This window comes from Microbacterium sp. TNHR37B (assembly GCF_001620065.1).
Taxonomy (GTDB): Bacteria; Actinomycetota; Actinomycetes; order Actinomycetales; family Microbacteriaceae; genus Microbacterium.
In genome coordinates this window covers 424,300-449,705 of record NZ_LQGV01000001.1, presented here as the reverse complement: position 1 = coordinate 449,705, position 25,406 = coordinate 424,300, and the positions used below count along the sequence as shown (strand labels likewise).

Genomic DNA, 25,406 nt, shown 5'->3' with positions numbered 1-25,406 from the left:
CCGAGGCCACGCCACTCGACCCGTGTTCGCTGTCAGCGGTATGCGAGGGCCGTCACGCAAGCCTCGCGTCGCGGAGGGCTCGTACAGTGGAGGCATGCCACTGCAGGGTCCTCTCTACGAGCGTGTCGCCAGCGCCCCGCCGATCCCGAGCGGCCTTCCTCTCGTGGTGACCCTGACGGGATTCACCGACGCGGGAGGAGCGGCCGGACGTATGCTGGCCTACTTCCGTGACGACCTCGACCCGGCCCCGGTCGTCGCGTTCTCCGCCGACGTGCTCTTCGACTACCGCGCCCGACGTCCGCTCATCACGTTCGAAGCCGATCACTTGAGCGGGTACCGCCCGCAACGGCTGGAACTCGCCCTCGCGCACGACTCGCTCGGGCAGCCCTTCGTCCTCCTCGCGGGCTTCGAACCCGACTTCGCGTGGGAAGCGTTCACCGAGACCGTCGTCGGCCTCGCCGAAGGACTGCAGGTGTCCTCGGTCACGTGGGTCCACGCGATCCCCATGCCGGTGCCGCACACCCGGCCGATCGGCACCACCGTCAGCGGCACCCGCCGCGACCTCACCGAGGCCCACTCCGTCTGGAAGCCCCACACGCAGGTTCCCGCGACGATCGGGCACCTCTTGGAGTACCGCTTCGCGCAGGCGGGTGCCGAGGTCGCGGGGTTCGCCCTCCTCGTCCCTCATTACTTGGGCGACACGGATTACCCCGCCGCCGCCATCGCCGGGCTCGACAGCATCTCGGTCGCGACCGGCCTCGTGTTCGACCTCGACGACCTTCGCGAGGAGAACCGCGAATACCTCGAGAAGGTCACCGAGCAGGTGTCCGGCAGCGACGAGCTGACCGCGATGCTCCACGGGCTGGAGGAGCGCTACGACGCCTACATGGCGGGCTCGACCCAGGCCCAGCCGATCATCCACACGGGCGACCTTCCGAGCGCGGATGAGCTCGCGGCCGAACTGGAGCGGTTCCTCGCCACGCGTCCGCCCGGCGACGAAGACAAGCACGAGCGCCGCTGAGCGGCCGCTCGGATCCGATCGCGTCGTCCCTCCGCGGAATTCCGGAGAGCGCGTGAGCGTTGTATCGGTGGAAGGCCACGGTCTCCGCGGTGTCGCTGGACTGGTTCCCGCGGAGAACTGTGAGAGAATAGGACATCTGACCCGTTGTCATCCCCGTTTCGTCGTCCGCTCGACGGCCCGGAGGACTTGACAAGGGTCTTACTAGTGTCCGAAACCCCGACGACCATCGTCGGTGAAAGGCGAGACGTGACGTCAGGCACGAAGAGCACCCGCACCCGCAAGGCTGAGGACACCGAAGAGGCGACCGCAGTCCCGGCCCAGAAGCCGGCGCGCAAGACCGCGACCAAGTCCGGTGCCGCCAAGACCAAGGCCGCCCCGGCGAAGGCTCGCGCCAGCAAGGCCACCGCCAAGGACGACGACGAACCCGACCTCGACGACGAGGGCGACATCGACGAGGTCACCGACACCGACGACGACGACACCGAGGACGACACCACCGACGCGCCCGCCGACAAGAAGGCCAAGAAGGCCGACTCCGAGGACGACGACGAAGACGAGGAGGGCGCCGCGAAGCCCGCCTTCACGGAGCCGCTTCCCACCGGCGCGATCGTGATCTCCTCGAGCGACGAGGACGACGTCCCGGTCTACTCGACCCAGATCACCGGCGCCACGGCCGACCCGGTGAAGGACTACCTCAAGCAGATCGGCAAGGTCCCGCTCCTCAACGCGGCCGAAGAGGTCGAGCTCGCCATGCGCATCGAGGCAGGCCTCTTCGCCGAAGAGAAGCTGTCGCAGATGTCGGCCAGCGAGAAGTCGTCGCAGCTGGGCCTCGACCTCCAGTGGGTCGCGCGCGATGGCCAGCGCGCCAAGAGTCACCTCCTCGGCGCGAACCTCCGACTGGTCGTCTCCCTCGCCAAGCGATACACGGGACGCGGGATGCAGTTCCTCGACCTCATCCAGGAGGGGAACCTCGGTCTCATCCGCGCCGTCGAGAAGTTCGACTACACCAAGGGGTTCAAGTTCTCGACCTACGCGACGTGGTGGATCCGTCAGGCCATCACACGCGCCATGGCCGACCAGGCGCGCACCATCCGCATTCCCGTGCACATGGTCGAGGTGATCAACAAGCTGGCGCGCGTGCAGCGACAGATGCTGCAGGACCTGGGGCGCGAGCCCACGCCCGAGGAACTCAGCCGCGAACTCGACATGACCCCGGAGAAGGTCATCGAGGTGCAGAAGTACGGCCGCGAGCCGATCTCCCTGCACACGCCTCTCGGCGAGGACGGCGACAGCGAGTTCGGCGACCTGATCGAGGACACCGAGGCGGTCGTTCCCGCGGACGCCGTGGGGTTCACGATGCTCCAGCGTCAGCTGGAGGCGCTCCTGGACTCCCTGTCGGAGCGCGAGGCGGGAGTCATCCGCATGCGCTTCGGTCTCGGAGACGGTCAGCCGAAGACGCTGGACCAGATCGGCGACACCTTCGGAGTGACCCGAGAGCGCATCCGTCAGATCGAGTCCAAGACGATGGCGAAGCTGCGGCACCCGTCGCGTTCGCAGTCGCTGCGGGACTACCTCGAATGAGTGCACAGGCCAACGACGGCAAATCGTTGGAGATCGCCGTCGACGGCACGCGCTTTGCGCGGCTTCCGATTCGGACGAGAGTCGTCATGCCGGGGGACGACCTGGACGCGTTCGTCCTCGAGTACGCGCGTCCGCAGCTCCGAGCGGACGATCTCCTCTTCGTGACGGAGAAGATCGTCGCGATCACGCAGGGGCGCTCCTTCCTGGTGGAGGAGATCACCCCGCGGCCGCTCGCGCGATTCCTGTCGCGCTACGTCGTCAAGACGTCGTACGGGATCGGCCTCGGCATGCCCGAGACCATGGAGATGGCGCTGCGGGAGTGCGGTACACCGCGCATCCTGTTCGCGGCCGCCGTCAGCGCCGTGGGGAAGCTCGTCGGGCGACGCGGTGACTTCTATCGCATCGCGGGCGACAAGGCACGTTCGATCGACGGTCCGACTCGCCACACCATTCCGCCATACAACAAGGCCGTCGTGCTCGGTCCGAAGGAGCCCGACAAGGTCGCTGCGCACCTCAAGCAGCTCCTGGGTGGAGAGAACGAGGTCGCGGTCGTCGACATCAACGACATCGGCGGCAACATCCTCGGCTCGACGCTCGATGCGGCCGGCGAACGGCGGCTCGTGGAGATCCTGAGCGACAATCCGCTCGGTCAGGGACACCAGTCCACCCCGCTCGGCATCATCCGCCGCGCGACCTCGTCCGACGGGAACTGACGTGTCCGCGGTCAATCGGCTCTATCGACGCGCGCGCTTCTTCGTGAAGCGCATCGTCTCCTTCGACCGCGAACGGGTGTTGCAGTTCGCGCGTCAGTCCAGGTCTCTCTCGCGAGCTCCGCTGTGGTGGGTCGTGCTGGACATGGCGTGGTGCGCGGTGCGCTACGAGACCACCTTCGAGAACTACTCCGAGTGGGACTTCCGGATTCTTCGCGCCCGCGAGCGCAAGACGTACATGACCGACCCCAAGTCGTTCCACCTTTCGCGGAAGCTCAACGACAACAGTCAACGGGCGATCTTCGACGACAAGCTCCGATTCGCCGAGCAGTTCGGTGACGAGCTGGGCAGGGAGTGGCTGGACGTCTCGACCACTGATGTCGCCGCCCTCGAGGCCTTCGTCGGACGCCATGCGCGCATCATCACGAAGAACCCGACCGGCGTCGGCGGTAACGGCATCACGATGCGCGACCGCGAGGAGATCACCGATGTGAGCGAGCTGCGCCGTGAGCTCCTCGCATCGGGGCAGACCCTCGTCGAAGAAGTGCTGGAACAGCACCCGGAGATGGCGCGCCTCTACCCGCGGAGCGTCAATTCCCTACGCATGGTCACCTATCTCGACCCGGTCGGAACGGTTCACGTCCTCGCGGGGGTGTTGAAGATCGGCAACGGCGGCGTCATCGACAACTTCAGCAACGGCGGCATGTACACGATGCTCGACGAGAACGGCCGGGCCCTCCACGCCGCCAGCGACGAAGAAGGTCACCCGTTCGAGACTCACCCCGTCACGGGGGAGCGGATCAGCGGATATCAGGTGCCGCTGTACGGCGAGATCCTGCAACTCGTCGACCGGCTGGCCCGGCGTGTTCCGGCAATGCCCTACATCGGCTGGGACATCGCGATCACGCCCGAACGCCCCGTCGTGATCGAAGGCAACCACAACACGGGTGTCTTCCAGTCCAAGCCCTCCGTCTCGGGCATCCGGCGCGGGCTGTTGCCGAGATACCGCGCTGCGATGCGCTTCTGAGCACGCGCCCCGGAAGGATGACCAGCCCATGAGCAGAGCCACCGTTCGCCTGCGCTACCTCGCGCGCCGCGCGGCCAAGCTCCGTCCCGGAAACCTCGTCGAGTTCGCTCGGCAGGCCCAGAAGGTGTCGAAGGCTCCGTTGCCCGTGCTCATCGCGGACATGCTCTGGTGCTCCGTGAGATACGACATGGGGTTCCGTGACTACGCCGTGTGGGACATTCGTCTCCTCACGGCGAAGGAGCGGAAGACGTGGATGACCCACCCGAAGTCGTTCCGCATCACCCGGATGTACAACACCGCCGAGGGACGGGCGAAGCTGGAGGACAAGCGCCGCTTCGCGCGCGAATACGCCGACCTCCTCGGTCGGGAGACGATCGATGTGCGCGACGTCGACGACACGACGCTGGCGGGCTTCCTCACCCGCCACCCGAAGGTGCTCGCCAAGCCGCTGGACGGTCAGGGCGGCGGCGGAATCACCCTCCACGAGAACGTCACCGACGTCGCCGCGTTCCGCGAGGAGGTGACCGCTGCCGGACAGACGATCATCGATGAGTTCATCGTCCAGCATCCGGAGATGAGCGCGCTCTACCCCGACAGCGTGAACACGGTGCGGATGATCACGTTCCTGGATCAGCGCGGTCCGGAGCCCGGCGGCAGCGTACGACTCTTGGCCGCGGTGCTGCGGATCGGCAACGGCGACGTCATCGACAACTTCGCCTCCGGGGGCATGTTCACCATGCTCGATGACGACGGCGTCGCCCTCTACCCTGGCGTGGACAAGCGCAGCAACGTGTACCGCGAGCACCCCGTCACCGGGACGCCCATCGTCGGGTTCCGGGTGCCGATGTACGACCGCGTCCTCGAGATCACCGAACAGCTCGCCCGACGCACGCCGGAAGCCCCCTACGTGGGATGGGACCTCGCGATCACGCCGAACGGGCCTGTGGTGATCGAGGGGAACCACAATTCCAGCGTCTTCCAGCCGAAGCCGTCGGCCTCCGGAGTGCGCACCGGACTGCTCCCGGTGTACCAGGCGGCCGTCGGGTTCTGACCGGGCCGCGGGAAGAGACGGGCCGGCTCAGGCCAGCAGGCGATCGGTCTCGTCGTGCCACGACGTCGCGACGCTGCGCAGCTTCTCCTCGTACTTGCGCCCGTGGTGCGCACAGAAGAGCAGTTCGCTGCCATTGACCTCCGCCGCGATGTACGCCTGCGCCCCGCAGGAATCGCAGCGGTCGGCCGCGGTCAGGCGGTGCTCGAGGACGCCCTGCTCTGCGGTTGTCGAGATGCTCATTCTGGGTGCCTCCTCAGTGCCTGAACTCCAGTTGGGATCTGTGCAATACAACCACGCGATGCCGTCGAGCATGCCCGCCCCCGGTCACATTTCGCTCTGCGCGTACGGTGTTTCGGCAAGGTCGCGGGACATCGCGGGCCGCGACGTGTGTCGCGCTCGCGGGGTCGGGAGCCCCGGATATCCTTGAGCACTGTGACCTCCGAGTATTCCGCCCACCATCTTCAGGTGCTCGAAGGGCTCGAAGCGGTCCGCAAACGTCCCGGCATGTACATCGGCTCCACCGATTCGCGCGGTCTCATGCACTGCGTGTGGGAGATCATCGACAATGCGGTCGACGAGGCGCTGGGCGGCTTCGGTGACCGGATCGATATCGTCCTCCACGCCGACGGCAGCGTCGAGGTCCGCGACCGCGCGCGCGGGATCCCCGTCGACGTCGAACCCCGAACAGGGCTCACCGGCGTCGAAGTGGTCTTCACCAAGCTTCACGCCGGCGGCAAGTTCGGCGGCGGTTCCTACGCCGCATCGGGAGGGCTCCACGGCGTGGGCGCCTCGGTCGTCAACGCGCTCTCCGAGAGGCTGGACGTCGAGGTCGACCGCGGCGGCAAGACCTACGCCATGTCGTTCCATCGCGGCGAGCCGGGCGTCTTCGACGGGCCCGAGCCGGACGCCGCATTCCGGCCCTTCGAGGCGTCCTCGGAGCTCCGCGTCATCGGAAAGACCGCCAAGGGTGTCACCGGCACACGCATCCGCTACTGGGCCGACCGTCAGATCTTCACGAAAGACGCGTCCTTCCATCTCGACGAGCTCGTGCAGCGCGCGCGGCAGACCGCGTTCCTGGTGCCGGGTCTCGAGATCGTCATCGCGGATGAGCGAGGCGAGGAACGCACCGAGACGAGCTACCGGTTCGACGGGGGCATCTCCGAGTTCGCGGACTTCCTCGCCGCCGACGCGGCCGTGACCGACACGTGGCGACTGACCGGTGAGGGAACCTTCACCGAGACCGTTCCCGTGCTGCAGGACAGCGGCGCCATGATCCCGACCGATGTGGAGCGGACGTGTCACGTCGACATCGCGTTGCGGTGGGGGACGGGGTACGACACGACGTTCCGCTCTTTCGTCAACATCATCGCGACGCCCAAGGGCGGCACTCACCAAGCCGGCTTCGAGCAGGGTCTGATGAAGGTGCTTCGCACCCAGGTCGACCAGAACGCTCGACGACTCAAGGTCGGCAACGACAAGATCGAGAAGGACGACATCCTCGCCGGTCTGACCGCCGTGTTGACGGTGCGGCTGCCGGAGCCCCAGTTCGAGGGGCAGACGAAGGAGATCCTCGGCACCCCCGCCGTTCGCGCGATCGTCGCGGGCGTCGTGACGAAGGAGCTGAACGCTCGGTTCGCGTCGACCAAACGCGACGACAAGGCTCAGACGGCGCTGCTGCTGGACAAGGTCGTCGCCGAGATGAAGGCGCGCATCTCTGCGCGTACGCACAAGGAGACCCAGCGCCGGAAGAACGCGCTGGAATCGTCCTCGCTGCCGGCGAAGCTCGCCGACTGCCGCAGCAACGACGTCGCCGAGTCGGAGCTCTTCATCGTCGAGGGCGACTCGGCCCTCGGCACGGCCAAGCACGCGCGCAACAGCGAGTACCAGGCGCTGCTGCCCATCCGAGGAAAGATCCTCAACGTGCAGAAGGCCTCGATCAGCGACATGCTCTCCAACGCAGAGTGCGCCGCGATCATCCAGACCATCGGCGCCGGGTCGGGGCGCTCTTTCGACCTCGCCGGCGCCCGGTACGGAAAGATCATCCTGATGAGCGACGCCGACGTCGACGGCGCGCACATCCGTACGCTCTTGCTGACGCTGTTCTTCCGCTACATGCGCCCTCTCATCGAGGAGGGGCGGGTCTACGCCGCCGTGCCCCCGCTGCACCGGGTGATCGCGATCAACCCGGGCTCCAAGCCGAACGAGACGATCTACACCTACAGCGAGCAGGAGCTCCACGCGCTGCTCAACCGCCTCCAGAAGTCGGGCAGACGCTGGCAGGAGCCCGTGCAGCGGTACAAGGGTCTGGGCGAGATGGATGCCGATCAGCTCGCGACCACGACGATGGACCGCGCCGGTCGCACTCTGCGGCGGGTCCGCGTGCAGGACGCCGAGGCCGCCGCCCACGTGTTCGAGCTCTTGATGGGAAGCGACGTGTCACCCCGACGCGACTTCATCGTGTCTTCCGCCGACCGCCTGGACCGCGAGGCTATCGACGCCTGACCCGGCCCCGCGTGCCGCCGGCCTTGTCCGGCCGGACGGCCGAGGCCGCCGGACGCTCAGCCGATCGGGGAGCCTACGGCGCCGATCACCGCGTCGAGCGCGACACCCGACGCGTCGCGCTTCGCTCCGGCGTCGGGCAGCGACCGCACCGCGCCATCCGGACCGACAGCGCGCGGGTCGGTTCCCACCCAGGCGAGGCTGAGGGTGTTCTCACCCTTCAAGAAGCGCTGGGCGCGCACACCACCGGTGGCACGACCCTTCGCCGGGAACTCGGACAGGGCGGAGACCTTTCCGCTTCCCGCGTCGGCACCCAGCAGCGAGTCGGTCGAACCGGCCACCGTCACCACGACGGCATCGTCGCGGGCCGACAGCGGCGAGAAGAAGATGACTCGCTCTCCGTCCGCCACCCGGATCCCCGCCATGCCTCCCGCCGCACGCCCTTGCGGCCGGACCGCCGACGCATCGAAGCGCAGCAGCTGGGCGTCGCTCGTGACGAACAGCAGCTCGGCGTCGTCGGGGGCGGGCCCCGCCCCGACCACACGATCCCCGGGCTTGAGGGAGATGATCTCGACGTCATGCTTGCCTGCCGGAAGCTCCGCGGCCGACACGCGCTTGACGATGCCCTGCGCCGTTCCGAGTGCGATCGGAGGCCCCTCGGTCAGCGGCACGATCGTGACGACGTGCTCGCCCGCACCGAGAGCCAGGTACTGGTCGGCTCGGGCCCCCGCGGCCAGCTGTACCGAGTTCGCCGGCACGGAGGGAAGGTCGACGGGGGAGAAGCGAATCAGGCGGCCGGACGTCGTGATCGCGCCCACGTCGCCCCGCGTCGTCGCGTCGACGGCCGCCCGGACGGCGTCGTGCTTGGAGCGCCGCGTCGGCGGCACGACGCCCCCTCCTCCGAGCAGGTCATCGCTCAGCTCCGCCCGCACCATGCGCCCCGTCGCAGAGAGGAACACGCGGCAAGGCGCGTCGGCGATCTGCAGATCGGCCGGCTTCGCCGAACGCGACCGTGCGGCAACCGGTCCGCCATTGAGCAGAAGCGTCCGACGGGGAGTGCCGTACGCCTCCGCGGCCGCCTCGAGCTCGCGGGCGACCTGGCCGCGCAGCAGGGTCTCGCTGGCGAGCAGTTCCTCCAACGCGGCGATCTCCGCGTTCAGAGCGTCGCGCTCGTTCTCGAGCTCGATACGGGAGAACTTCGTCAGCCGCCGCAGTCGCAGCTCGAGGATGTACTCCGCCTGCGGCTGCGAGAGGTCGAAGACATCCATCAGCCGGGACCGCGCCTGCTCCCCGTCATCCGAGGTGCGGATCACCTGGATCACCTCGTCGATGTCGACGATCGCGATGAGGAGCCCCTCCACGAGATGGAGACGCTCGCGGCGTCGAGCGAGCCGGAAGCGGCTACGGCGAGTGATGACCTGGATGCGATGGTCGAGGTAGACCCGGAGCAGATCCTTCAGCCCGAGCGTCTGCGGTTGCCCGTCGACGAGGGCGACGTTGTTGATGCCGAAGGAGTCCTCGAGCGGAGTCAGTCGGTACAGCTGCTCCAGGACGGCCTGAGGATCGAAGCCGGTCTTGATCCCGATGACCAGCCGCAGCCCGTGGTTGCGGTCGGTGAGGTCGACGACGTCCGCGATCCCGGTGAGCTTCTTCGCGCCGACCGCGTCCTTGATCTTCTCGATGACACGTTCCGGTCCGACCATGTAGGGCAGCTCGGTCACGACCAGACCCGTGCGGCGCGGACCGAGCGACTCGACCGATACCTTCGCGCGCGTGCGGAACGTCCCGCGACCCGTCGCGTAGGCGTCTTTCACACCGTCGAGCCCCACGATGACGCCGCCGCCGGGGAGGTCGGGGCCGGGGACGAACTCCATCAGCTCTTCCAGCGTGGCATCGGGGTTGTCCAGCAGGTGCACGGCCGCCGAGACCACCTCGATGAGGTTGTGCGGCGCCATGTTCGTCGCCATCCCCACCGCGATGCCCGTGGTCCCGTTGACCAGGAGATTGGGGAAGGCCGCCGGCAGCACGTCGGGCTGCTGGAATTGGCCATCGTAGTTGGGGACGAAGTCCACCACGTCCTCGTCGAGGTTCTCCGTCAGCGCGAGCGCCGAGGGAGCCAGCCTCGCCTCGGTATAGCGAGCCGCCGCCGGGCCGTCGTCGAGCGAGCCGAAGTTCCCATGCCCGTCGACGAGCGGCACGCGCAGCGCGAAGTCCTGCGCGAGCCGCACGAGGGCGTCGTAGATCGCGGAGTCGCCGTGGGGATGGAGCTTGCCCATCACTTCGCCGACGACGCGGGCGCTCTTGACGTGCCCGCGATCGGGACGCAATCCCATATCGGCCATCTGGAAGAGGATCCGTCGCTGGACGGGCTTGAGACCGTCGCGCGCGTCGGGGAGCGCACGCGAGTAGATGACCGAGTAGGCGTACTCGAGGAAGGATCCCTGCATCTCGGCGGAGACGTCGACGTCCTCGATACGTTCACCAGCGGGCACGGGGCTGTTGCGCGAGGCGGCCATGGATCGAGTGGTCCTCCGGGACGAGCGGGCGGCGCGGGATCGTCGAGCCGATCCCGCGATCCGCGGGGGAACGGGTGCCGTGTGCGAGACTGACCCCGATGCCACTCAGCCTACCCGCGGACCCGCCGAGCGCCCGGAGCCTCACCGACGTCGTGTCACAGACGATTGCCGCGCTGGAGGGTGGCGGGGACTGGTTCCCACCCGCGCGGTCGGCGATCGTCGTCCTCGTCGACGGGCTCGGCCGCGCCAACCTCACCGCCCGCTCCGGCCACGCGCGTTTCCTGTCGTCGAGACTGGCGAAAGCCGATGCCGTGCGCGCCGGCTTTCCCTCCACGACCGCGACCTCGCTCACGAGCCTGTTGACCGGTCGGCCGGCCGGTGAACACGGCATCGTGGGATACCGCGTGCGCGTGCCCGAGACCGGAAGAGCGGTCAACCAGCTCAAGGGGTGGGAGAGCGACGGCCTCGACCCGCTCCTGTGGCAACGGTCCTCTCCTCTCTTCGAGCTCGAAGCCTCGCGGGGGAGGCCGTGCTTCGTCGTCTCCAAGGGGCTGTACGCCGGAACCGGGTTCACGACGGCGATCCAGCGCGGCGCCACTTTCCTCGCGGCCGGCTCGGTAGCGGAGCGGCTGGCGAGGGCGGTGGAGGCGGTGCGTGTGCACGACGGCGCCCTCGTCTACGTCTATGTGCCCGAACTCGACACCGTCGGCCACGCGTCGGGATGGGAGAGCACTCGATGGTTGACCGCTCTGGAGGACCTCGACCGGGACCTGGAGACGTTCACCCGGGCGCTGCCAGCGGGCACCGGCGCGCTCGTGACCGCGGATCACGGCATGGTCGACGTGCCTGCGCACAAGCACGTCCTCCTGCGGGAGGGCGATCCGCTCGTCGACGAGGTGGACGTGGTCGCGGGGGAGCCACGCATGCTGCACCTCTACACCGAGACCGGTTCCGCTGATCGTGTCCTCTCCCGCTGGCGAGAGAGCGAGCACGCGAGGTCGTGGGTGATGTCACGAGCGGAGGCCATCGACGCAGGCCTGTTCGGACCCCGCGTCGAGCAGGCGGTAGCGCCGCGGATCGGTGATGTGCTCGTCGCCGCGCGCAGCGCGATTGCGTACTACGACGACCGAGAGCCGGACAAGAAGCCCCAGCGGATGATCGGGCAGCACGGCTCACTCACCGATCAGGAGCGCATTGTTCCGCTCGTCCGACTCGGGGCGTTCAGCCGCTGACCGGTCGGCCTCAGCCGTCTTCGGTGCGCGCGCCGAAGACGATCTCGTCCCAGGACGGCATGGACGTGCGCCCCTTACGGCGAGAGGATTCCGCCGAGGCCGCTCCGTCGCCATTCACATTCGCCGGCGCTGGATCGTCCGAAGACGGAGCGTCCGTCTGGGGAGCCGCCTCCTCGTAGCCGGGCTCCAGAGCGTCGAACAGGGCCACGGGCGAGGAGTCGACGCGCTGGTCGGATGACGCCGGCTCCGCCGGCATGGCCTCGCGCTGCCCGCGCCGCCGACGGAGGGCTTCGAGGAGATCGGCCGTGTCGGTGGAGGTCACGCCTTGTTCGGGAGCCCGCTTGATGGCGGCCTGCTGCACCGCCGGGCTGGCAGGCTCGCGGACCTCGGGCGTCTCCAACTGCGCATCCGGGACACGGCGCGGGCCGAAAGCGCCACTGTCGAACCGGGACGCGTCCTTCACCCCGGAGGAGTCCAGCGCCCGCAGCCGCGGGATGAGCCCTTCCGGCAGAGAGCCTTGCCGAGACAGCTGCGTCGCATCGGCGTTCTGCGGGGCCAGGGTGGCCCGTTTCGGATCGAACGTCCACCGGGCGTCGTGGTCGACGTCGCCCGCCGTGAACTCGAGCTTCACGATCCAGCCGTTCTGCTCCCGCCAGCTGGTCCAGCGCTCACCGGTCGCTCCCGCCTCGGCGAGCTTCGCGCGGACCGCGGCGCCGAATGTCGGCTGCGCGTCGGGATCGAGCTCGCCGCTGATGAGAACCGGGACCGCGAGCGCCTGACCCACGATGTGCTCTCGCTCGGCGAGGACAGGACCCTCGAAGCGGGCCACGTCCTCGACCCGGACGCCGAGAAGCGTCGCGACCTCTTCCGCCGACATGCCGGCGCGGATGTGGGACTGGATCTCCCGAGGGCTGGGACGGGCCGCACGCGACTCGTGGTCGCGCGTCACGCGGCGCAGGTGCGACCGGAGCGTCTCGTCGACGGGCAACGAGAAGCGGTCGCCCGACTCGGTGGCGAGCACGAGCACGCCGTCTTCGATGCCGATGACTTTGAGCTGTTCCATGCGGAAACGCGCCTCCAGATCCTGGGTGTGCGCCCATGGTGTCACAGGCACTCGACATGGTCGGGAATATCGGGGGCGCGCCGCGAGTTTCACGCGACGCACCCGCCGGAAATCAGTGGGATCCGGGCGGCATTTGCGAAATGTGGTGGCGTCGTGCAAACTATGGCCGCCCGATTCGGGCCGCGACCCCACGCAAACCCTGGAAGTAGAGACGTTCGAGCATGGCTACGGATTACGACGCCCCCCGCAAGACCGAAGACGACAGCGAGTCGATCGAGGCTCTGAAGGAACGCGTCCCCGACAAGCTGTCCGGATCGGTTGACTCCGAGGACGCCGACAACCCCTCGGGGTTCGAGCTGCCCGGCGCCGACCTGTCCGACCTGGAGTTGGACGTCGTCGTGCTGCCCCCGCAGGAGGACGAGTTCACCTGCATCGAGTGCTTCCTCGTGAAGCACCGTACCCAGATCGACCACGAGTCCGCCGCAGGGGCGGTATGCGTGGAGTGCGCGGCCTGATCAGCCGCTGACGGCGGCCGTCCTCGCGCGGCGAACGGCGGCCGCCACTCGATCCGGCGTCCTCGAGGAGAACACCCACTCGGTCACCGGATCACGCGGATCGTCGACGGGAACCCGAACCACGCCGTCGATCCCCGGACGCAACAGATGCCACGCCGTGCGGGCGAGGCCCGGCCCTCGTGCCTGCCGTGCATCCTCGCCCGTCGCCGTCTCGGCCTCGCCGAGGAGGTCGACGGGGATGTGTGCGGGGCCGACGCGGAGCTCGCCGTCCCGGACCTCGACCACAGGGGCTGAGGCCACCAAACCGCCCGTCACCGCCACCGCGACAACGACACCGGCCACCAGCGCGAGCGTCGCGTCGATGGGGGTGAACACGAGCGCGACCATGGGCGCGCTGACGGCCGCGGCGACGAGTACCCACAACGATGGGCTCAACCGCTCCCGATATTCGACGGCGGACGGTCTCAGTTCGGTCATGGCGTTGTGCATTACCCTCGTGGAGTGATCCAAAGTGTGGACATCCCCATCATCGCATCGCTCCTCCCGACCTACGCCCACCCCGGCGACGCGGGGGCGGACCTGGTCGCCGCCGAAGCCGTGACCTTGGCTCCGGGGCAGCGCGCTCTCGTGGGGACCGGCGTACGTATCGCGCTCCCCGAGGGCTTCGCGGCTTTCGTCGTGCCGCGCAGCGGGCTGGCGGCCAAGCACGGGATCACGATCGTGAACTCACCCGGCACCGTCGATGCCGGATATCGTGGCGAGATCAAGGTCTCCCTCCTCAACACGGACACCGAGAACGCCTATGAGGTCATGCCCGGCGACCGCATCGCGCAGATGATCGTCATGCCCGTCACCCGTGCCACCTTCCTCCCGGTCGACGAGCTCCCCGACAGCACGCGCGGGGAGGGCGGCTTCGGCTCCACCGGCTACCAGACAGGACGCACCTCATGACCGATCCGACGTCACCTGCGGCTCCCGCTCCCGGCGACCGTCCGAAGGCAGCACCCACAGACCGGGCCAGCGCCGGGCCGTTCGACGAGTCCGAAGCCAATCCGGTACGGCCGTACATCGATCTGGGCGGGATCAAGGTCCTTCCTCGGGAAGGCCTGAACCTCCGTCTCGAGGTGGAAGAGCAGACCAAGCGGATCGTGGCGGTCGGACTCGATTACGCCGAGTCCACCCTTCAGGTCCAGCCGTTCGCTGCTCCTCGGTCGAGCGGGCTGTGGGATGAGACGCGAGAGCAGATCCGACAGCAGATCCGCCAGCAGGGCGGCCGCGTCGAGGAGCGCGAGGGCCCGCTCGGCCCCGAGCTGCTCGCCGAAGTGCCCGTCGTGGCCGGCGCGGAAGGCGCCAGCGGCAAGCGCATCGCACGTTTCGTCGGGATCGACGGCCCCCGGTGGTTCCTTCGCGGCGTCATCGGTGGCGCCGCCGCGGCGGACGTCGCCGCGGCTGAGAAGGTCGAGGACCTCTTCCGCTCCCTGGTCGTGGTCCGGGGCAGCACTCCCATGCCTCCCCGTGATCTCATTCCGCTTAAGATGCCGGCCGCGCCCGGTTCGGCATGAGCGACGCCCGCGACACTCAGGGCGGCGCGCCGATCGGCTCGGGTCCGGCAGACGAGAGCTCGTCGGAGCGCGGCGCGGCAGCGACTGCTCCCGGGCTGACGCCCCCCGAGCCCACCGCGTCCGAACTGATCAGCCAAGCGCTCGGCGGGGCGGCTCGACGGGCCGGCCTCGATCCTTCCCGTGAGGCCAGCACCGGTCACGTGGTCTGGGCCGCGATGGGCGGATGGCGCGGCATCTTCGAGTCGGTGGTCCCCGGGCTCGCCTTCGTCATCCTGTTCACGATCACCCGCGATCTCGTGCTCTCCCTCGTCGTCTCGGTCGGATCGGCCGCGCTGTTCACCGTCATCCGACTCGTGCAGCGATCCACCCTCAGCGCGGCCCTCGGAGGCCTGGTCGCTGCCGCCGTCGCCGCGGGGCTCGCGCTGTGGACCGGCCGCGGCGAGGACAACTTCGTGCCGGGCCTCATCACGAATGCGGCCTACGGCTCTGCCCTCCTGATCTCCGCCCTCGTCGGCTGGTCTCTGATCGGTCTGGCCGTTGGCTTCCTCATGAACGAGGGAACCAGCTGGCGCGCCGATCGCCGCAAACGACGGGTCTTCTTCTGGCTCACGATCGCGTGGGCGGCCCTGTTCTTCCTCCGCCTCGCCGTGCAGTTCCCGCTCTACCTCGCCAGGGACGTCACCACGCTCGGCACCCTGAAACTCGTGATGGGTCTGCCCTTGTTCGCGCCCCTGGTCGCGGTCACCTGGCTGACGGTCCGCGCTCTGTACCGGCGCGTCGAGCCACCCGCGGCGTGATAGATTTATCTCGACATCAAGATAAATATCTCTCCCGCCCCGGTAAGGGCTACCTCACTAGCCTGCGCGTCGGAGCAGCGGGAAGATGGAATCGACAGGCCGTGCGCCTGCGTCCGCCGACGAAGGAGACCAGACGTGTCCACAGTTGACAGCTTCGGAGCCAAGAGCACCCTGACGGTCGGCGATACCGACTACGAGATCTTCCGCATCGACACAGTCCCGGGCTACGACAAGCTCCCGTTCAGCCTGAAGGTGCTGCTGGAGAACCTGCTGCGCACCGAGGACGGTGCCAACGTCACCAAGGCGCAGATCGAGGCGCTGGGATCGTGGGATCCCGATGCCGAGCCGGACACCGAGATCCAGTTCACTCCGGCACGCGTGGTCATGCAGGACTTCACCGGCGTTCCGTGCATCGTCGACCTCGCCACGATGCGCGAGGCCGTCACGGCCCTCGGGGGAGACCCCGCCCGCGTCAATCCGCTCTCGCCGGCCGAGATGGTCATCGACCACTCCGTCATCGCCGATCTCTTCGGCACCGAGAACGCCCTCGAGCGCAACGTCGAGATCGAGTACGAGCGCAACGGTGAGCGCTACCAGTTCCTGCGGTGGGGTCAGACCGCGTTCGACGACTTCAAGGTCGTTCCGCCGGGAACGGGCATCGTGCACCAGGTCAACATCGAACACCTCGCCAAGGTCATCTACGACCGCACCGTCGACGGCACGCTGCGCGCCTACCCCGACACCTGCGTCGGCACCGACTCGCACACCACCATGGTCAACGGACTCGGCGTGCTCGGCTGGGGCGTGGGCGGGATCGAGGCCGAGGCCGCGATGCTCGGACAGCCCGTGTCGATGCTCATCCCGCGTGTCGTGGGCTTCAAGCTCACCGGCGACATCCCCGCCGGCGTCACGGCGACCGACGTCGTCCTCACGATCACCGACATGCTGCGCAAGCACGGCGTGGTCGGCAAGTTCGTCGAGTTCTACGGCGCCGGCGTCGCGTCGGTGCCGCTGGCCAACCGCGCGACCATCGGGAACATGAGCCCCGAGTTCGGCTCCACGGCCGCCATGTTCCCGATCGACGACGTGACGCTGGACTACCTGCGTCTCACCGGCCGGGATGACGCTGCCATCGCGCTGGTGGAGCAGTACGCCAAGGCGCAGTCGCTCTGGCACGACCCGTCGGCCGAGCCGTCCTTCAGCGAGTACATGGAGCTGGACCTCTCCACGGTCGTCCCCTCCATCGCCGGGCCGAAGCGCCCCCAGGACCGCATTCTGTTGTCCGAAGCGAAGTCGCAGTTCGAGAAGGACATCCTCAACTACGCGTCGCCGTCGGTCTCCAACGACGTCGTCGACCTCGAGTCCAAGCACTCCTTCCCGGCCTCCGACCCGGGCGGGGCGCCCGGCGATGAAGAGCCCGAGACCCGCGAGGTCCACATCAACAGCGGCGCTCCGGCGGCCGCTTCCCGCCCCGTCACCGTCACACCTCCGCACGGCTCCTCCTACATCCTGGACAACGGTGCCGTGACGCTGGCGGCGATCACCTCCTGCACCAACACGTCCAACCCGTCGGTGATGATCGCGGCGGGCCTGCTGGCACGCAAGGCGCGCGAGAAGGGGCTGACGCAGAAGCCGTGGGTCAAGACGACGCTCGGTCCCGGTTCGAAGGTCGTCACCGACTACTACGAGAAGTCGGGCCTGGACAAGGACCTCGAGGGCCTCGGCTTCTACACCGTCGGCTACGGCTGCACGATCTGCATCGGCAACTCGGGTCCGCTCATCGAAGAGGTCTCCCAGGCGGTCAATGAGAACGACCTCGCCGTGACGGCTGTGCTCTCCGGGAACCGCAACTTCGAGGGCCGGATCAGCCCCGACGTGAAGATGAACTACCTGGCCTCGCCGCCGCTCGTCGTGGCGTACGCGCTGGCCGGGTCGATGAACTTCGATTTCGAGACAGATCCGCTCGGGAAGGATGCCGAGGGCAACGACGTCTTCCTGAAGGACATCTGGCCGGCTCCCGACGAGGTGCAGGAGATCATCGACTCCTCGATCTCGCGTGAGCAGTTCATCAAGCAGTACGAGACCGTCTTCGATGGCGATGAGCGCTGGAAGAACCTGCCCACGCCCACCGGTCCGGTCTTCGAATGGGACGCCGATTCGACGTACGTCCGCAAGGCGCCGTACTTCGACGGGATGACGATGGACCTCACCCCGGTGAGCGACATCCACGGCGCGCGCGTCATGGCGGCCCTCGGTGACTCGGTCACGACCGACCACATCTCTCCGGCCGGCAACATCAAGGCGGGCACGCCCGCCGCCCAGTACCTCACCGAGCACGGCGTGGCCCAGAAGGACTTCAACTCCTACGGATCGCGACGCGGCAATCACGAGGTGATGATCCGCGGCACCTTCGCGAACATCCGCCTCAAGAACGAGCTGGTCGCGGCCGTCAATGACGGGCAGGTCGTCGAGGGCGGATACACGCGCGACTTCACCCGCGAGGGCGGTCCGCAGTCCTACATCTACGACGCGTGCATGAACTACCAGGCCCAGGGCACGCCGCTCGTGGTCTTCGGCGGCAAGGAGTACGGCTCCGGCTCGTCGCGCGACTGGGCAGCGAAGGGCACGAGTCTGTTGGGCGTCAAGGCCGTCATCACCGAGAGCTTCGAGCGCATTCACCGCTCGAACCTCATCGGCATGGGGGTCGTGCCGCTGCAGTTCCCCGAGGGAGCCTCGTGGAAGTCGCTCGGGCTGGACGGGACCGAGATCATTTCGATCGAAGGTCTCGAGCAGCTCAATGAGGGCGTGACGCCCAAGACCGTCAAGGTCACGGCGGCTCCCAGCGAGTTCTCCCCGGAGGGCAAGGACACGATCGTCTTCGACGCCAAGGTGCGCATCGACACGCCCGGTGAAGCGGACTACTACCGCAACGGCGGCATCCTCCAGTACGTGCTGCGCTCGCTCGTCTGACACCGTCGGAAGGCCCCGCTCCGCGTGAACCGCGCGGGGCGGGGCCTTTCCGTGTCCCCACGACCGGTCCACGTTCAGCCGCATACAATCGTGGAATGAGTCTCCTGGCGTCGATCTCCGGTCCCCGTGATCTCGATGCCCTCACGACCGACCAGCTGCGGGAGCTGGCGGACGAGATCCGGGCCTTCCTCGTCGAGAACGTCGCCCGCACGGGCGGACATCTGGGGCCGAACCTGGGTGTCGTCGAGCTCACTCTCGCCATCCACCGCGTGTTCGACTCGCCGCGCGACCCCATCGTCTTCGATACGGGGCACCAGTCCTACGTCCACAAGCTCGTCACCGGCCGCCAAGACTTTGCCGCGTTGCGCAGTCGCGGGGGACTGGCGGGCTACCCGCAACGATCCGAGAGCCCGCACGACGTCGTCGAGTCGTCACACGCGTCCAGCTCGCTCAGTTGGGCGGACGGCATCTCCCGAGCCCTCACGCGCACGGGGCGCAAGGACCGTCATGTGGTCGCGGTCGTCGGTGACGGCTCGCTCACCGGCGGTATGACGTGGGAGGCGCTCAACAACATCTCCGACGACAACGACCGCAACCTCGTCATCGTCGTCAACGACAACGGTCGTTCCTACGCCCCGACGATCGGCGGCATGGCCCGATATCTCAATCGTGTGCGGACGGCGGAGAGCTACCAGCACCTGCGCCGCGGGTCGGATTCGTTCTTCCGCAAGCTCGGACCGATGGGGCGCGCCCTCTACCGGGGCGTGCGCGGCGGTACGCACGGGTTCCTCTCGCGCTTCACGAACAACGCGGCCCTGTACTCGAATCTCGACATCAAGTACCTGGGCCCGATCGACGGACACGATCTCGACGCCCTTCTGGAGACGCTCCAGCTCGCCAAGGAGTATCGCTCGCCGGTCATCGTGCACGCGATCACGGAGAAGGGCCGTGGGTACGAGCCGGCGCGCAACGACGAAGCAGACCAGTTCCACGCCGTAGGGAAGATCGACCCCGTGACCGGAGAGCCTCTGGGCGCCTCTGGCGCACTCACGTGGACGGACGTCTTCGCGCAGTCGCTCGTCGAGGCGGGAGAGCGCAGCGAGGACGTCATCGCCCTCACCGCGGCCATGTTGCGCCCGACGGGACTCCAGCCGTTCGCGCAGCGGTTCCCGGACCGCGTGTACGACGTCGGGATCGCCGAGCAACACGCTGTCGCCGCCTCTGCGGGCCTGGCCTTCGGCGGGCTGCACCCCGTGGTGGCGATCTACGCCACCTTCATGAACCGTGCCTTCGACCAAGTGATGATGGACGTGGCACTGCACCGGGCCGGAGTCACCTTCGTCCTCGACCGCTCGGGGGTGACCGGACCCGACGGTCCGAGCCACCACGGCATCTGGGACCTGGCGATGCTCCAGCTCGTTCCCGGCATCCGGATCGCGGCACCACGCGACGCCGCCCGACTGCGCGAAGAGTTCGACGAAGCCCTCGCCGTCGACGATGCGCCGACAGTCGTCCGCTTCCCGAAGGGCTCGGTCTCCGACGATCTGCCGGCCATCGAGCGGTTGCCGGACGGCGTCGACGTCCTCTTCCGATCCGACAGCGAAGACGTGCTTCTCGTGGGCATCGGGCCGATGGCCCAGCTGGCGATGGAGGTCGCCGAGCGCCTGCGTGCGCAGGGCATCGGCGCGACGGTCATCGACCCCCGCTGGGTGGTGCCCGTCGCCCCGTCGGTCGTGGAACTGGCCGCCCGCCATCGCCTGGTGATCACGATCGAAGACGGCATCCGCGTGGGAGGGATCGGCACCCGAGTCCGGCAGGTACTGCGCGAGGGCGGCGTCGACACCGCCGTGGACGAACTGGGCCTGCCCGATGAGTTCATCGACCACGCCTCGCGTGAGCAGATCCTCGCGGACGCCGGACTGTCCGCGGCCAAGATCGCCCACGATGTCGTGGCACAGGTTCTCGGCACCCGCATCCCGGTCGCGCGTCCCCCCGTCGAGCCGGCGCCGCGCTGGATGGCGACCGACGAGTCCGAGGACGCGCACCGCACCCGCTGACGCCCCGCACGCGACGGTCCGGCCACCCGGCCGTGACAGCATGGAGGGGTGCCCGACACCACCTCATCTGCCTCCGCGAACCTCACCCGTGACGAGACGGCGGATCGCGCTTCTCGCCTGCGTCTGGAGACCATCTCCGTCGACCTCGACCTGAGCGACGCCCGGGATCTCCGGCGCCGCGACTTCCCGACGACGTCCGTGCTGACCTTCGGGGCGACGGGTGATTCCACCTGGATCGACTTCATCGGCGCAGCCGTCGAGGAGGTCACCGTCAACGGGGAGCCGCGTGCGGTGGAGTGGGATGGGGCGCGGATCCGGCTCGACGGCCTCCAGTCGGAGAACGTCGTCGTCATCCGCGCGCGCGGACTCTACAGCTCGTCGGGCGAGGGGCTGCACCGATTCCGCGACCCCGTCGACGACGAGGTCTACCTCTATACGCAGTACGAGCCCGCCGACTGTCGCCGGGTCTATCCGTGCTTCGAGCAGCCCGACCTCAAAGCGCGGTGGCGGTTCTCGGTGACCGCCCCCACGCCGTGGCACATCCTCTCCAACGGCGCGCAGACGGCCCGCGAGACCAACTCCGCTGCGGGCACGGACCGGGTGACGTTCGCAGAGACGCCGCCGCTGTCCAGCTACATCACCGCCGTGGCCGCCGGACCGTACCACCGGGTCGCCTCCGCGTACCGCTCGGGGGAGCGCGAGATCGCACTCGGTGTCCTCTGCCGGGCCTCGCTCTCGCCCCACCTCGATGCCGAGGAGATCCTCGACGTCACGCGCCGAGGCCTGGCCTACTACGAAGACGTGTTCGGCGGCCCGTATCCGTGGGGGGACACGTACGACCAGATCTTCGTGCCGGAGTACAACCTCGGCGCCATGGAGAACCCGGGGCTCGTGACCTTCACCGAGAGTTACATCTTCCGCGGAGCATCGACGGCGGCGCAGCACGAGACACGAGCCAATACGATCCTTCACGAGATGGCGCACATGTGGTTCGGCGACCTGGTCACGATGCAGTGGTGGGACGACCTCTGGCTCAAAGAGTCTTTCGCCGACTTCATGGGCACCCATGTCGCAGCGCGGGCGGGAGGATTCCCCGACGCGTGGGTGAGTTTCGCCAGTCGCCGGAAAGGGTGGGCCTACGAGCAGGATCAGTTGCCGACGACACACCCCGTCGTCGCCGACATCCCCGATCTGGAGGCCGCCAAGCTCAACTTCGACGGCATCACCTACGCCAAGGGCGCCTCGCTCCTCAAGCAGCTCGTCGCCTTCGTGGGGGAGGAGGCCTTCTTCCGAGGCGTCAGGGACTACTTCACCGCGCACGCCTTCGGCAACACCCGGCTCGATGATCTGCTCACGGCATTGGAGGGCGCCGCGACAGGACGCGACGTGCGGTCCTGGAGCGCGAGCTGGCTCCAGACGACGGGCGTGCCGGAGGTCCGAGTCGATCGACACTCACCTGTGACGGTGATCCAGAGCGACGCGCGACCGCACCGCCTGGGGATCGGGTTCTACGACCTGGAGGGTGACGAGCTCGTTCGCCGTGGCGGTGTCGAGGTCGAGGTGGCGGCGACGCGCACCGCGGTGACGCCTCCCGTGCTGCCGGAGACGGCGCTCGTCGTGCCCAACGACGACGACCGGAGCTACGCGAAGATCGTCCTCGACGATCGCTCGATCGCCACCGTTGCGCGCGGACTGCACACGCTCGACGATGCGTTGGCGCGCTCGGTGATCTGGGCCGGACTGTGGAATGCCGTCCGCGACGGCAGGCTGCCCGTTGTCGACTATCTCGACATCGTCGCGCGCCACGCGCCTCGCGAACCGCACGCGACGCTTCTCGGCGACGCGATCACCCACGCCGGCTTCGCGATCGCGCGGTACGCGGCTCCCCGCGAGCGGAAGACGCTCCAGGCGTCGTGGCTGCAGACGGTGTGGGGCGCACTGCACGAGGCCCCCGCCGGCAGCGACGCGCAAGTCGCGTGGTCGCGAGCGGTGGGAACTGCCGCGGCCGTCTGCGCGGACAGGGCCGGTGAGCTCACGGCGATGCTCGCCGGGACGACGCGGACTCCGAACGGTCTCGTCCTCGATCCCGATCTTCGCTGGAGCTGGCTGGCTGCGCTGTCGGCGACGGGGCATGCGACACCATCAGACGCTGATCGTGAACTCGCGGCGGATCGGTCGTCGCGGGGTGCGAGCGCACACCGAACGGTCATCGCCGCTCGTCCCGACGCGGCCGTGCGACGAGCCGCATGGTCGTCCGCGTGGACCGACGACACGCTCTCCAACGACCATCTCGACGCCACGATCGCGGGCATCCGTGCCGGTGGGCGCCGTGATCTCATCGCCGACCTCGACGCGGACTACTTCTCCCGGATCGGCGCTGTGTGGCAGGGCCGCAGCATCGAGATCGCGACTCGACTGGTCCGCGGCCTCTTCCCGGCCGCCGATCGCCTCGACGACGTGGACGCGTGGCTCGCCTCGCATCGCGAGGCTCCCGGCGCCCTCCGGCGTCTGGTGATCGAGCAGCGTGACGGACTCGCCCGAGCTCTCCGTGTGCAGAGCATGCAGCCCCACGGCTGACGGCGGCCCGGAGGGACGGAACGAGGCCCCGGGCGGATGCCCCGGAGCCTCGTCACGTGAGTACGACGTCGAGGATCAGTGGTCGATGCCGCGGATCGGCGGGTGGTGGAAGGTATCCCCGAAGACGCGCTCAGACGCACCTTCGCGATCCAAATACGGCGAAGCGCCGCCGTCGATGAACGGCCATCCCGCTCCGAGGATCAGGCACAGGTCGATGTCTTGCACTTCCGGGACGACGCCTTCGTCCAACATCAGCTTGATCTCTCCGGCGAGCCCGTCCTGCACCCTCCGCAGGATCGTCTCCGCGGCGGCGGGGGTGGACCCGACGGCAGGAGCGACCACCTTCTCCGCTTCTTTCGTGAATCCGGTGACGCGGCCGCCCTTGTCCTTCTCCACGACGGCGGGCAGCTCCGCCAGGGCATGGAAGTTCTCGTTCGCGTAGAACCGATCGGGGAACGCGCGCACCATCGTGTCTTGCACGTGGGCGGCGACCTTCCATCCGACCAGGTCGATGAGCTGGAACGGGCCCATGGGAAGCCCGAGCGGGGCGAAGGCCTTCTCCACCTCGGCCACCGGTGTCCCTTCATAGACTGCCCGCGCGGCCTCGCCCATCACCTTCGCGAGAAGGCGGTTGACCACGAACCCCGGCGCGTCGGCGGTGAGCACGGCGTTCTTGCCGAGGCCGCGCGCCACCACGAACGCCGTCGAGAGCGCGGCATCGGTGGTCGCCTCCGTCCGGACCACCTCGATGAGGGGCATGACGGCCACGGGGTTGAAGAAGTGGAACCCCACCAGCCGCTCGGGGTGACGGAGCGCGGATCCGATCTCCGTCACCGACAGCGAGGAGGTGTTGGTCGCGAGGATCGCGTCCTCGGCAACGATCTGCTCGATCTCGCCGAAGACCGCCTGCTTGACGGCCACCTCCTCGAAGACCGCCTCGATGACGAAGTCGCAGTCCGCATACAGGCTCTTGTGGGTCGTGCCGGTGACCAGGCCGCGCAGCTTGTTGGCGGTGTCGGCATCGAGACGCCCCTTCGCCTCCAGCGCGCCGATCTCCTCGTGGATGTAGGCGACACCCTTGTCGACGCGGGCCTGGTCCAGGTCGGTGATGAGCACGGGAACCTGCAGCTTGCGCACGAACAGGAGCGCGAACTGGCTGGCCATCAGGCCGGCTCCGATCACGCCCACCTTCGTCACCTTCTTCGCGAGCGACTTGTCAGGGGCGCCGACGGGCCGCTTGGCGCGCTTCTGCACGAGATCGAAGGCGTACATGGAGGCGGCGAACTGGTCGCCCGTGACGAGGTCTGCCAGCGCCTCGTCCTCGCGTGCGAAGCCCTCGGCCTTCGAGCCGGACTTCGCCTTGTCGAGGAGGTCCAGCGCGACATAGGGGGAGCGCGGCACCGTTCCGATCTTGGACTGCAGCATGCCGCGCGCCATCTTGATCGCGATCGGCCATTTGGTGAGCCGCTCGATCTTCCCCGGCTCGTTCTTGCGGACGACCTTCACCTCGCCCGCCAGCACACTGTCCGCCCACCGCAGGGAGTCCTCGAGGTAGTTGGCGGGCGGGAAGATCGCGTCCATGATCCCGTAATCGAACGCCTGCTGCGGTTTGAGCATCCGGTTCTGCTTGAGCGGATTGCTGATCACCACCTCGAGCGCGTTCTCGATGCCGATGAGGTTGGGGAGGAGATAGGCGCCACCCCACCCGGGGATGATGCCGAGGAACACTTCGGGCAGCGCCACCGCGGCGGCCGAGGCGTCCACGGTCCGGTAGGTCGAGTTGAGGGCGATCTCGAGGCCGCCGCCGAGGGCGAGACCGTTGACGAAGGCGAAGGACGGAACGCCGAGCTCACTCAGCTTCCCGAGCACATGGTGGCCGAGCTGGGCGATCCGGCGCGCGTTGTCCTTCGATCCGACGCGCGTGATGTCGGACAGATCGGCGCCGGCGGCGAGGATGTACTGCTTGCCCGTGATGGCGACCGCGTCGATCTCGCCGGCGGCAGCACGGCGTGCGAGTTCGTCGAGAGTCCCGCCGAGCGCGATGAGGGTCTTCGGTCCGAGCGTGTTCGGGCGAGTGTGATCACGACCGTTGTCGAGCGTGATCAGCGCGAGTGTGCGCCCCGACGGCAGCCGGACGTCGCGGACGGGTGCGTGGGTGACGACCTCGTCGGCGGAGAGCTCGTCGAGGGCGGAGAAGTCGATGGTCTCGTATCCGTTCATGTGCGATG

Annotated in this window: 19 protein-coding genes; 14 read left to right on the top strand and 5 right to left on the bottom strand. The window is 68.2% G+C overall.

All coding sequences use genetic code 11. From position 1 onward, the window contains the following. Positions 1-94: 94 nt before the first annotated feature. From AVP41_RS02185 to AVP41_RS02165, 5 genes are all read left to right on the top strand, one after another. Positions 95-1,021 carry a proteasome assembly chaperone family protein gene (locus AVP41_RS02185; protein ID WP_067160142.1) on the top strand — a complete coding sequence of 309 codons (927 nt, stop codon included), beginning with the start codon at positions 95-97 and terminating at the stop codon, positions 1,019-1,021. 246 nt (positions 1,022-1,267) lie between these two features. After that, positions 1,268-2,602, top strand: a complete 1,335-nt coding sequence (locus AVP41_RS02180) for an RNA polymerase sigma factor (RefSeq protein ID WP_067160139.1) — start codon at positions 1,268-1,270, stop codon at positions 2,600-2,602. Next, positions 2,599-3,315, top strand: a complete 717-nt coding sequence (locus tag AVP41_RS02175; protein WP_067160136.1) for a coenzyme F420-0:L-glutamate ligase — start codon at positions 2,599-2,601, stop codon at positions 3,313-3,315. The genes AVP41_RS02180 and AVP41_RS02175 overlap by 4 nt, the downstream gene beginning before the upstream one ends. Position 3,316: 1 nt before the next feature. Continuing rightward, positions 3,317-4,339 (top strand): sugar-transfer associated ATP-grasp domain-containing protein, encoded by a 1,023-nt coding sequence (locus tag AVP41_RS02170; RefSeq protein ID WP_067160134.1) that lies wholly within the window; start codon positions 3,317-3,319, stop codon positions 4,337-4,339. A 28-nt stretch (positions 4,340-4,367) separates the two neighbouring features. Beyond that, on the top strand, positions 4,368-5,390 hold the full coding sequence (locus tag AVP41_RS02165) for a sugar-transfer associated ATP-grasp domain-containing protein (RefSeq protein ID WP_067160131.1): 1,023 nt from the start codon (positions 4,368-4,370) through the stop codon (positions 5,388-5,390). A gap of 27 nt (positions 5,391-5,417) precedes the next feature. On the opposite strand, the gene AVP41_RS02160 is transcribed toward AVP41_RS02165, so the two are convergent. Continuing rightward, positions 5,418-5,630 (bottom strand): DUF7455 domain-containing protein, encoded by a 213-nt coding sequence (locus AVP41_RS02160; protein ID WP_067160127.1) that lies wholly within the window; start codon positions 5,628-5,630, stop codon positions 5,418-5,420. 192 nt (positions 5,631-5,822) lie between these two features. Here AVP41_RS02160 and AVP41_RS02155 point away from each other — a divergent pair, with 192 nt between their 5' ends. Beyond that, the gene (locus AVP41_RS02155) at positions 5,823-7,892 is read left to right on the top strand and encodes a DNA gyrase/topoisomerase IV subunit B (RefSeq protein ID WP_067160124.1); all 2,070 of its coding nucleotides are present in this window, start codon (positions 5,823-5,825) and stop codon (positions 7,890-7,892) included. 56 nt (positions 7,893-7,948) lie between these two features. On the opposite strand, the gene AVP41_RS02150 is transcribed toward AVP41_RS02155, so the two are convergent. Continuing rightward, on the bottom strand, positions 7,949-10,405 hold the full coding sequence (locus AVP41_RS02150; RefSeq protein WP_067160120.1) for a DNA gyrase/topoisomerase IV subunit A: 2,457 nt from the start codon (positions 10,403-10,405) through the stop codon (positions 7,949-7,951). Positions 10,406-10,503: 98 nt separating this feature from the next. Here AVP41_RS02150 and AVP41_RS02145 point away from each other — a divergent pair, with 98 nt between their 5' ends. After that, positions 10,504-11,637, top strand: coding sequence for an alkaline phosphatase family protein (locus AVP41_RS02145; protein WP_067160117.1), 1,134 nt, complete (start codon positions 10,504-10,506; stop codon positions 11,635-11,637). Between the two features lie 10 nt (positions 11,638-11,647). Here the strand turns inward: AVP41_RS02145 and sepH are convergent, their stop codons facing one another. Next, complete coding sequence (sepH, locus tag AVP41_RS02140) at positions 11,648-12,700, bottom strand: septation protein SepH (RefSeq protein WP_067160114.1); 1,053 nt, start codon at positions 12,698-12,700, stop codon at positions 11,648-11,650. 221 nt (positions 12,701-12,921) lie between these two features. Between sepH and AVP41_RS02135 the strand changes: the two genes are divergently transcribed. Beyond that, positions 12,922-13,215 carry a DUF4193 domain-containing protein gene (locus AVP41_RS02135; RefSeq protein ID WP_067160111.1) on the top strand — a complete coding sequence of 98 codons (294 nt, stop codon included), beginning with the start codon at positions 12,922-12,924 and terminating at the stop codon, positions 13,213-13,215. Here AVP41_RS02135 and AVP41_RS02130 read toward each other — a convergent pair whose 3' ends face one another. Continuing rightward, complete coding sequence (locus AVP41_RS02130; RefSeq protein ID WP_067160108.1) at positions 13,216-13,704, bottom strand: DUF3093 domain-containing protein; 489 nt, start codon at positions 13,702-13,704, stop codon at positions 13,216-13,218. 12 nt (positions 13,705-13,716) lie between these two features. Here AVP41_RS02130 and dut point away from each other — a divergent pair, with 12 nt between their 5' ends. From dut to pepN, 6 genes are all read left to right on the top strand, one after another. After that, complete coding sequence (dut, locus tag AVP41_RS02125; protein ID WP_197464239.1) at positions 13,717-14,166, top strand: dUTP diphosphatase; 450 nt, start codon at positions 13,717-13,719, stop codon at positions 14,164-14,166. After that, a complete protein-coding gene (locus AVP41_RS02120; RefSeq protein ID WP_067160101.1) occupies positions 14,163-14,777 on the top strand; it encodes a DUF3710 domain-containing protein in 615 nt (204 codons plus the stop codon). Before dut ends, AVP41_RS02120 begins: the two co-directional genes overlap by 4 nt. Beyond that, positions 14,774-15,574, top strand: a complete 801-nt coding sequence (locus AVP41_RS02115) for a DUF3159 domain-containing protein (RefSeq protein WP_082828978.1) — start codon at positions 14,774-14,776, stop codon at positions 15,572-15,574. Before AVP41_RS02120 ends, AVP41_RS02115 begins: the two co-directional genes overlap by 4 nt. Positions 15,575-15,709: 135 nt before the next feature. Continuing rightward, the gene (locus AVP41_RS02110) at positions 15,710-18,544 is read left to right on the top strand and encodes an aconitate hydratase (protein ID WP_067160098.1); all 2,835 of its coding nucleotides are present in this window, start codon (positions 15,710-15,712) and stop codon (positions 18,542-18,544) included. Positions 18,545-18,639: 95 nt separating this feature from the next. Continuing rightward, positions 18,640-20,601, top strand: a complete 1,962-nt coding sequence (gene dxs / locus AVP41_RS02105) for a 1-deoxy-D-xylulose-5-phosphate synthase (RefSeq protein ID WP_067160095.1) — start codon at positions 18,640-18,642, stop codon at positions 20,599-20,601. Positions 20,602-20,649: 48 nt separating this feature from the next. Further along, complete coding sequence (gene pepN / locus AVP41_RS02100; protein WP_067160092.1) at positions 20,650-23,178, top strand: aminopeptidase N; 2,529 nt, start codon at positions 20,650-20,652, stop codon at positions 23,176-23,178. A gap of 75 nt (positions 23,179-23,253) precedes the next feature. On the opposite strand, the gene AVP41_RS02095 is transcribed toward pepN, so the two are convergent. After that, a complete protein-coding gene (locus tag AVP41_RS02095; protein ID WP_067160089.1) occupies positions 23,254-25,398 on the bottom strand; it encodes a 3-hydroxyacyl-CoA dehydrogenase NAD-binding domain-containing protein in 2,145 nt (714 codons plus the stop codon). Positions 25,399-25,406: the final 8 nt, after the last annotated feature.

Excerpts from the sequence above, each read along its gene's own strand:
- AVP41_RS02120 (WP_067160101.1), top strand. The coding sequence starts at position 14,163 with ATGACCGATCCGACGTCACCTGCGGCTCCCGCTCCCGGCGACCGTCCG.
- AVP41_RS02095 (WP_067160089.1), bottom strand. The coding sequence starts at position 25,398 with ATGAACGGATACGAGACCATCGACTTCTCCGCCCTCGACGAGCTCTCC.
- dxs (WP_067160095.1), top strand. The coding sequence starts at position 18,640 with ATGAGTCTCCTGGCGTCGATCTCCGGTCCCCGTGATCTCGATGCCCTC.
- AVP41_RS02165 (WP_067160131.1), top strand. The coding sequence starts at position 4,368 with ATGAGCAGAGCCACCGTTCGCCTGCGCTACCTCGCGCGCCGCGCGGCC.
- AVP41_RS02175 (WP_067160136.1), top strand. The coding sequence starts at position 2,599 with ATGAGTGCACAGGCCAACGACGGCAAATCGTTGGAGATCGCCGTCGAC.
- AVP41_RS02160 (WP_067160127.1), bottom strand. The coding sequence starts at position 5,630 with ATGAGCATCTCGACAACCGCAGAGCAGGGCGTCCTCGAGCACCGCCTG.
- AVP41_RS02145 (WP_067160117.1), top strand. The coding sequence starts at position 10,504 with ATGCCACTCAGCCTACCCGCGGACCCGCCGAGCGCCCGGAGCCTCACC.
- AVP41_RS02185 (WP_067160142.1), top strand. The coding sequence starts at position 95 with ATGCCACTGCAGGGTCCTCTCTACGAGCGTGTCGCCAGCGCCCCGCCG.
- AVP41_RS02115 (WP_082828978.1), top strand. The coding sequence starts at position 14,774 with ATGAGCGACGCCCGCGACACTCAGGGCGGCGCGCCGATCGGCTCGGGT.
- AVP41_RS02150 (WP_067160120.1), bottom strand. The coding sequence starts at position 10,405 with ATGGCCGCCTCGCGCAACAGCCCCGTGCCCGCTGGTGAACGTATCGAG.
- AVP41_RS02135 (WP_067160111.1), top strand. The coding sequence starts at position 12,922 with ATGGCTACGGATTACGACGCCCCCCGCAAGACCGAAGACGACAGCGAG.
- sepH (WP_067160114.1), bottom strand. The coding sequence starts at position 12,700 with ATGGAACAGCTCAAAGTCATCGGCATCGAAGACGGCGTGCTCGTGCTC.
- AVP41_RS02130 (WP_067160108.1), bottom strand. The coding sequence starts at position 13,704 with ATGCACAACGCCATGACCGAACTGAGACCGTCCGCCGTCGAATATCGG.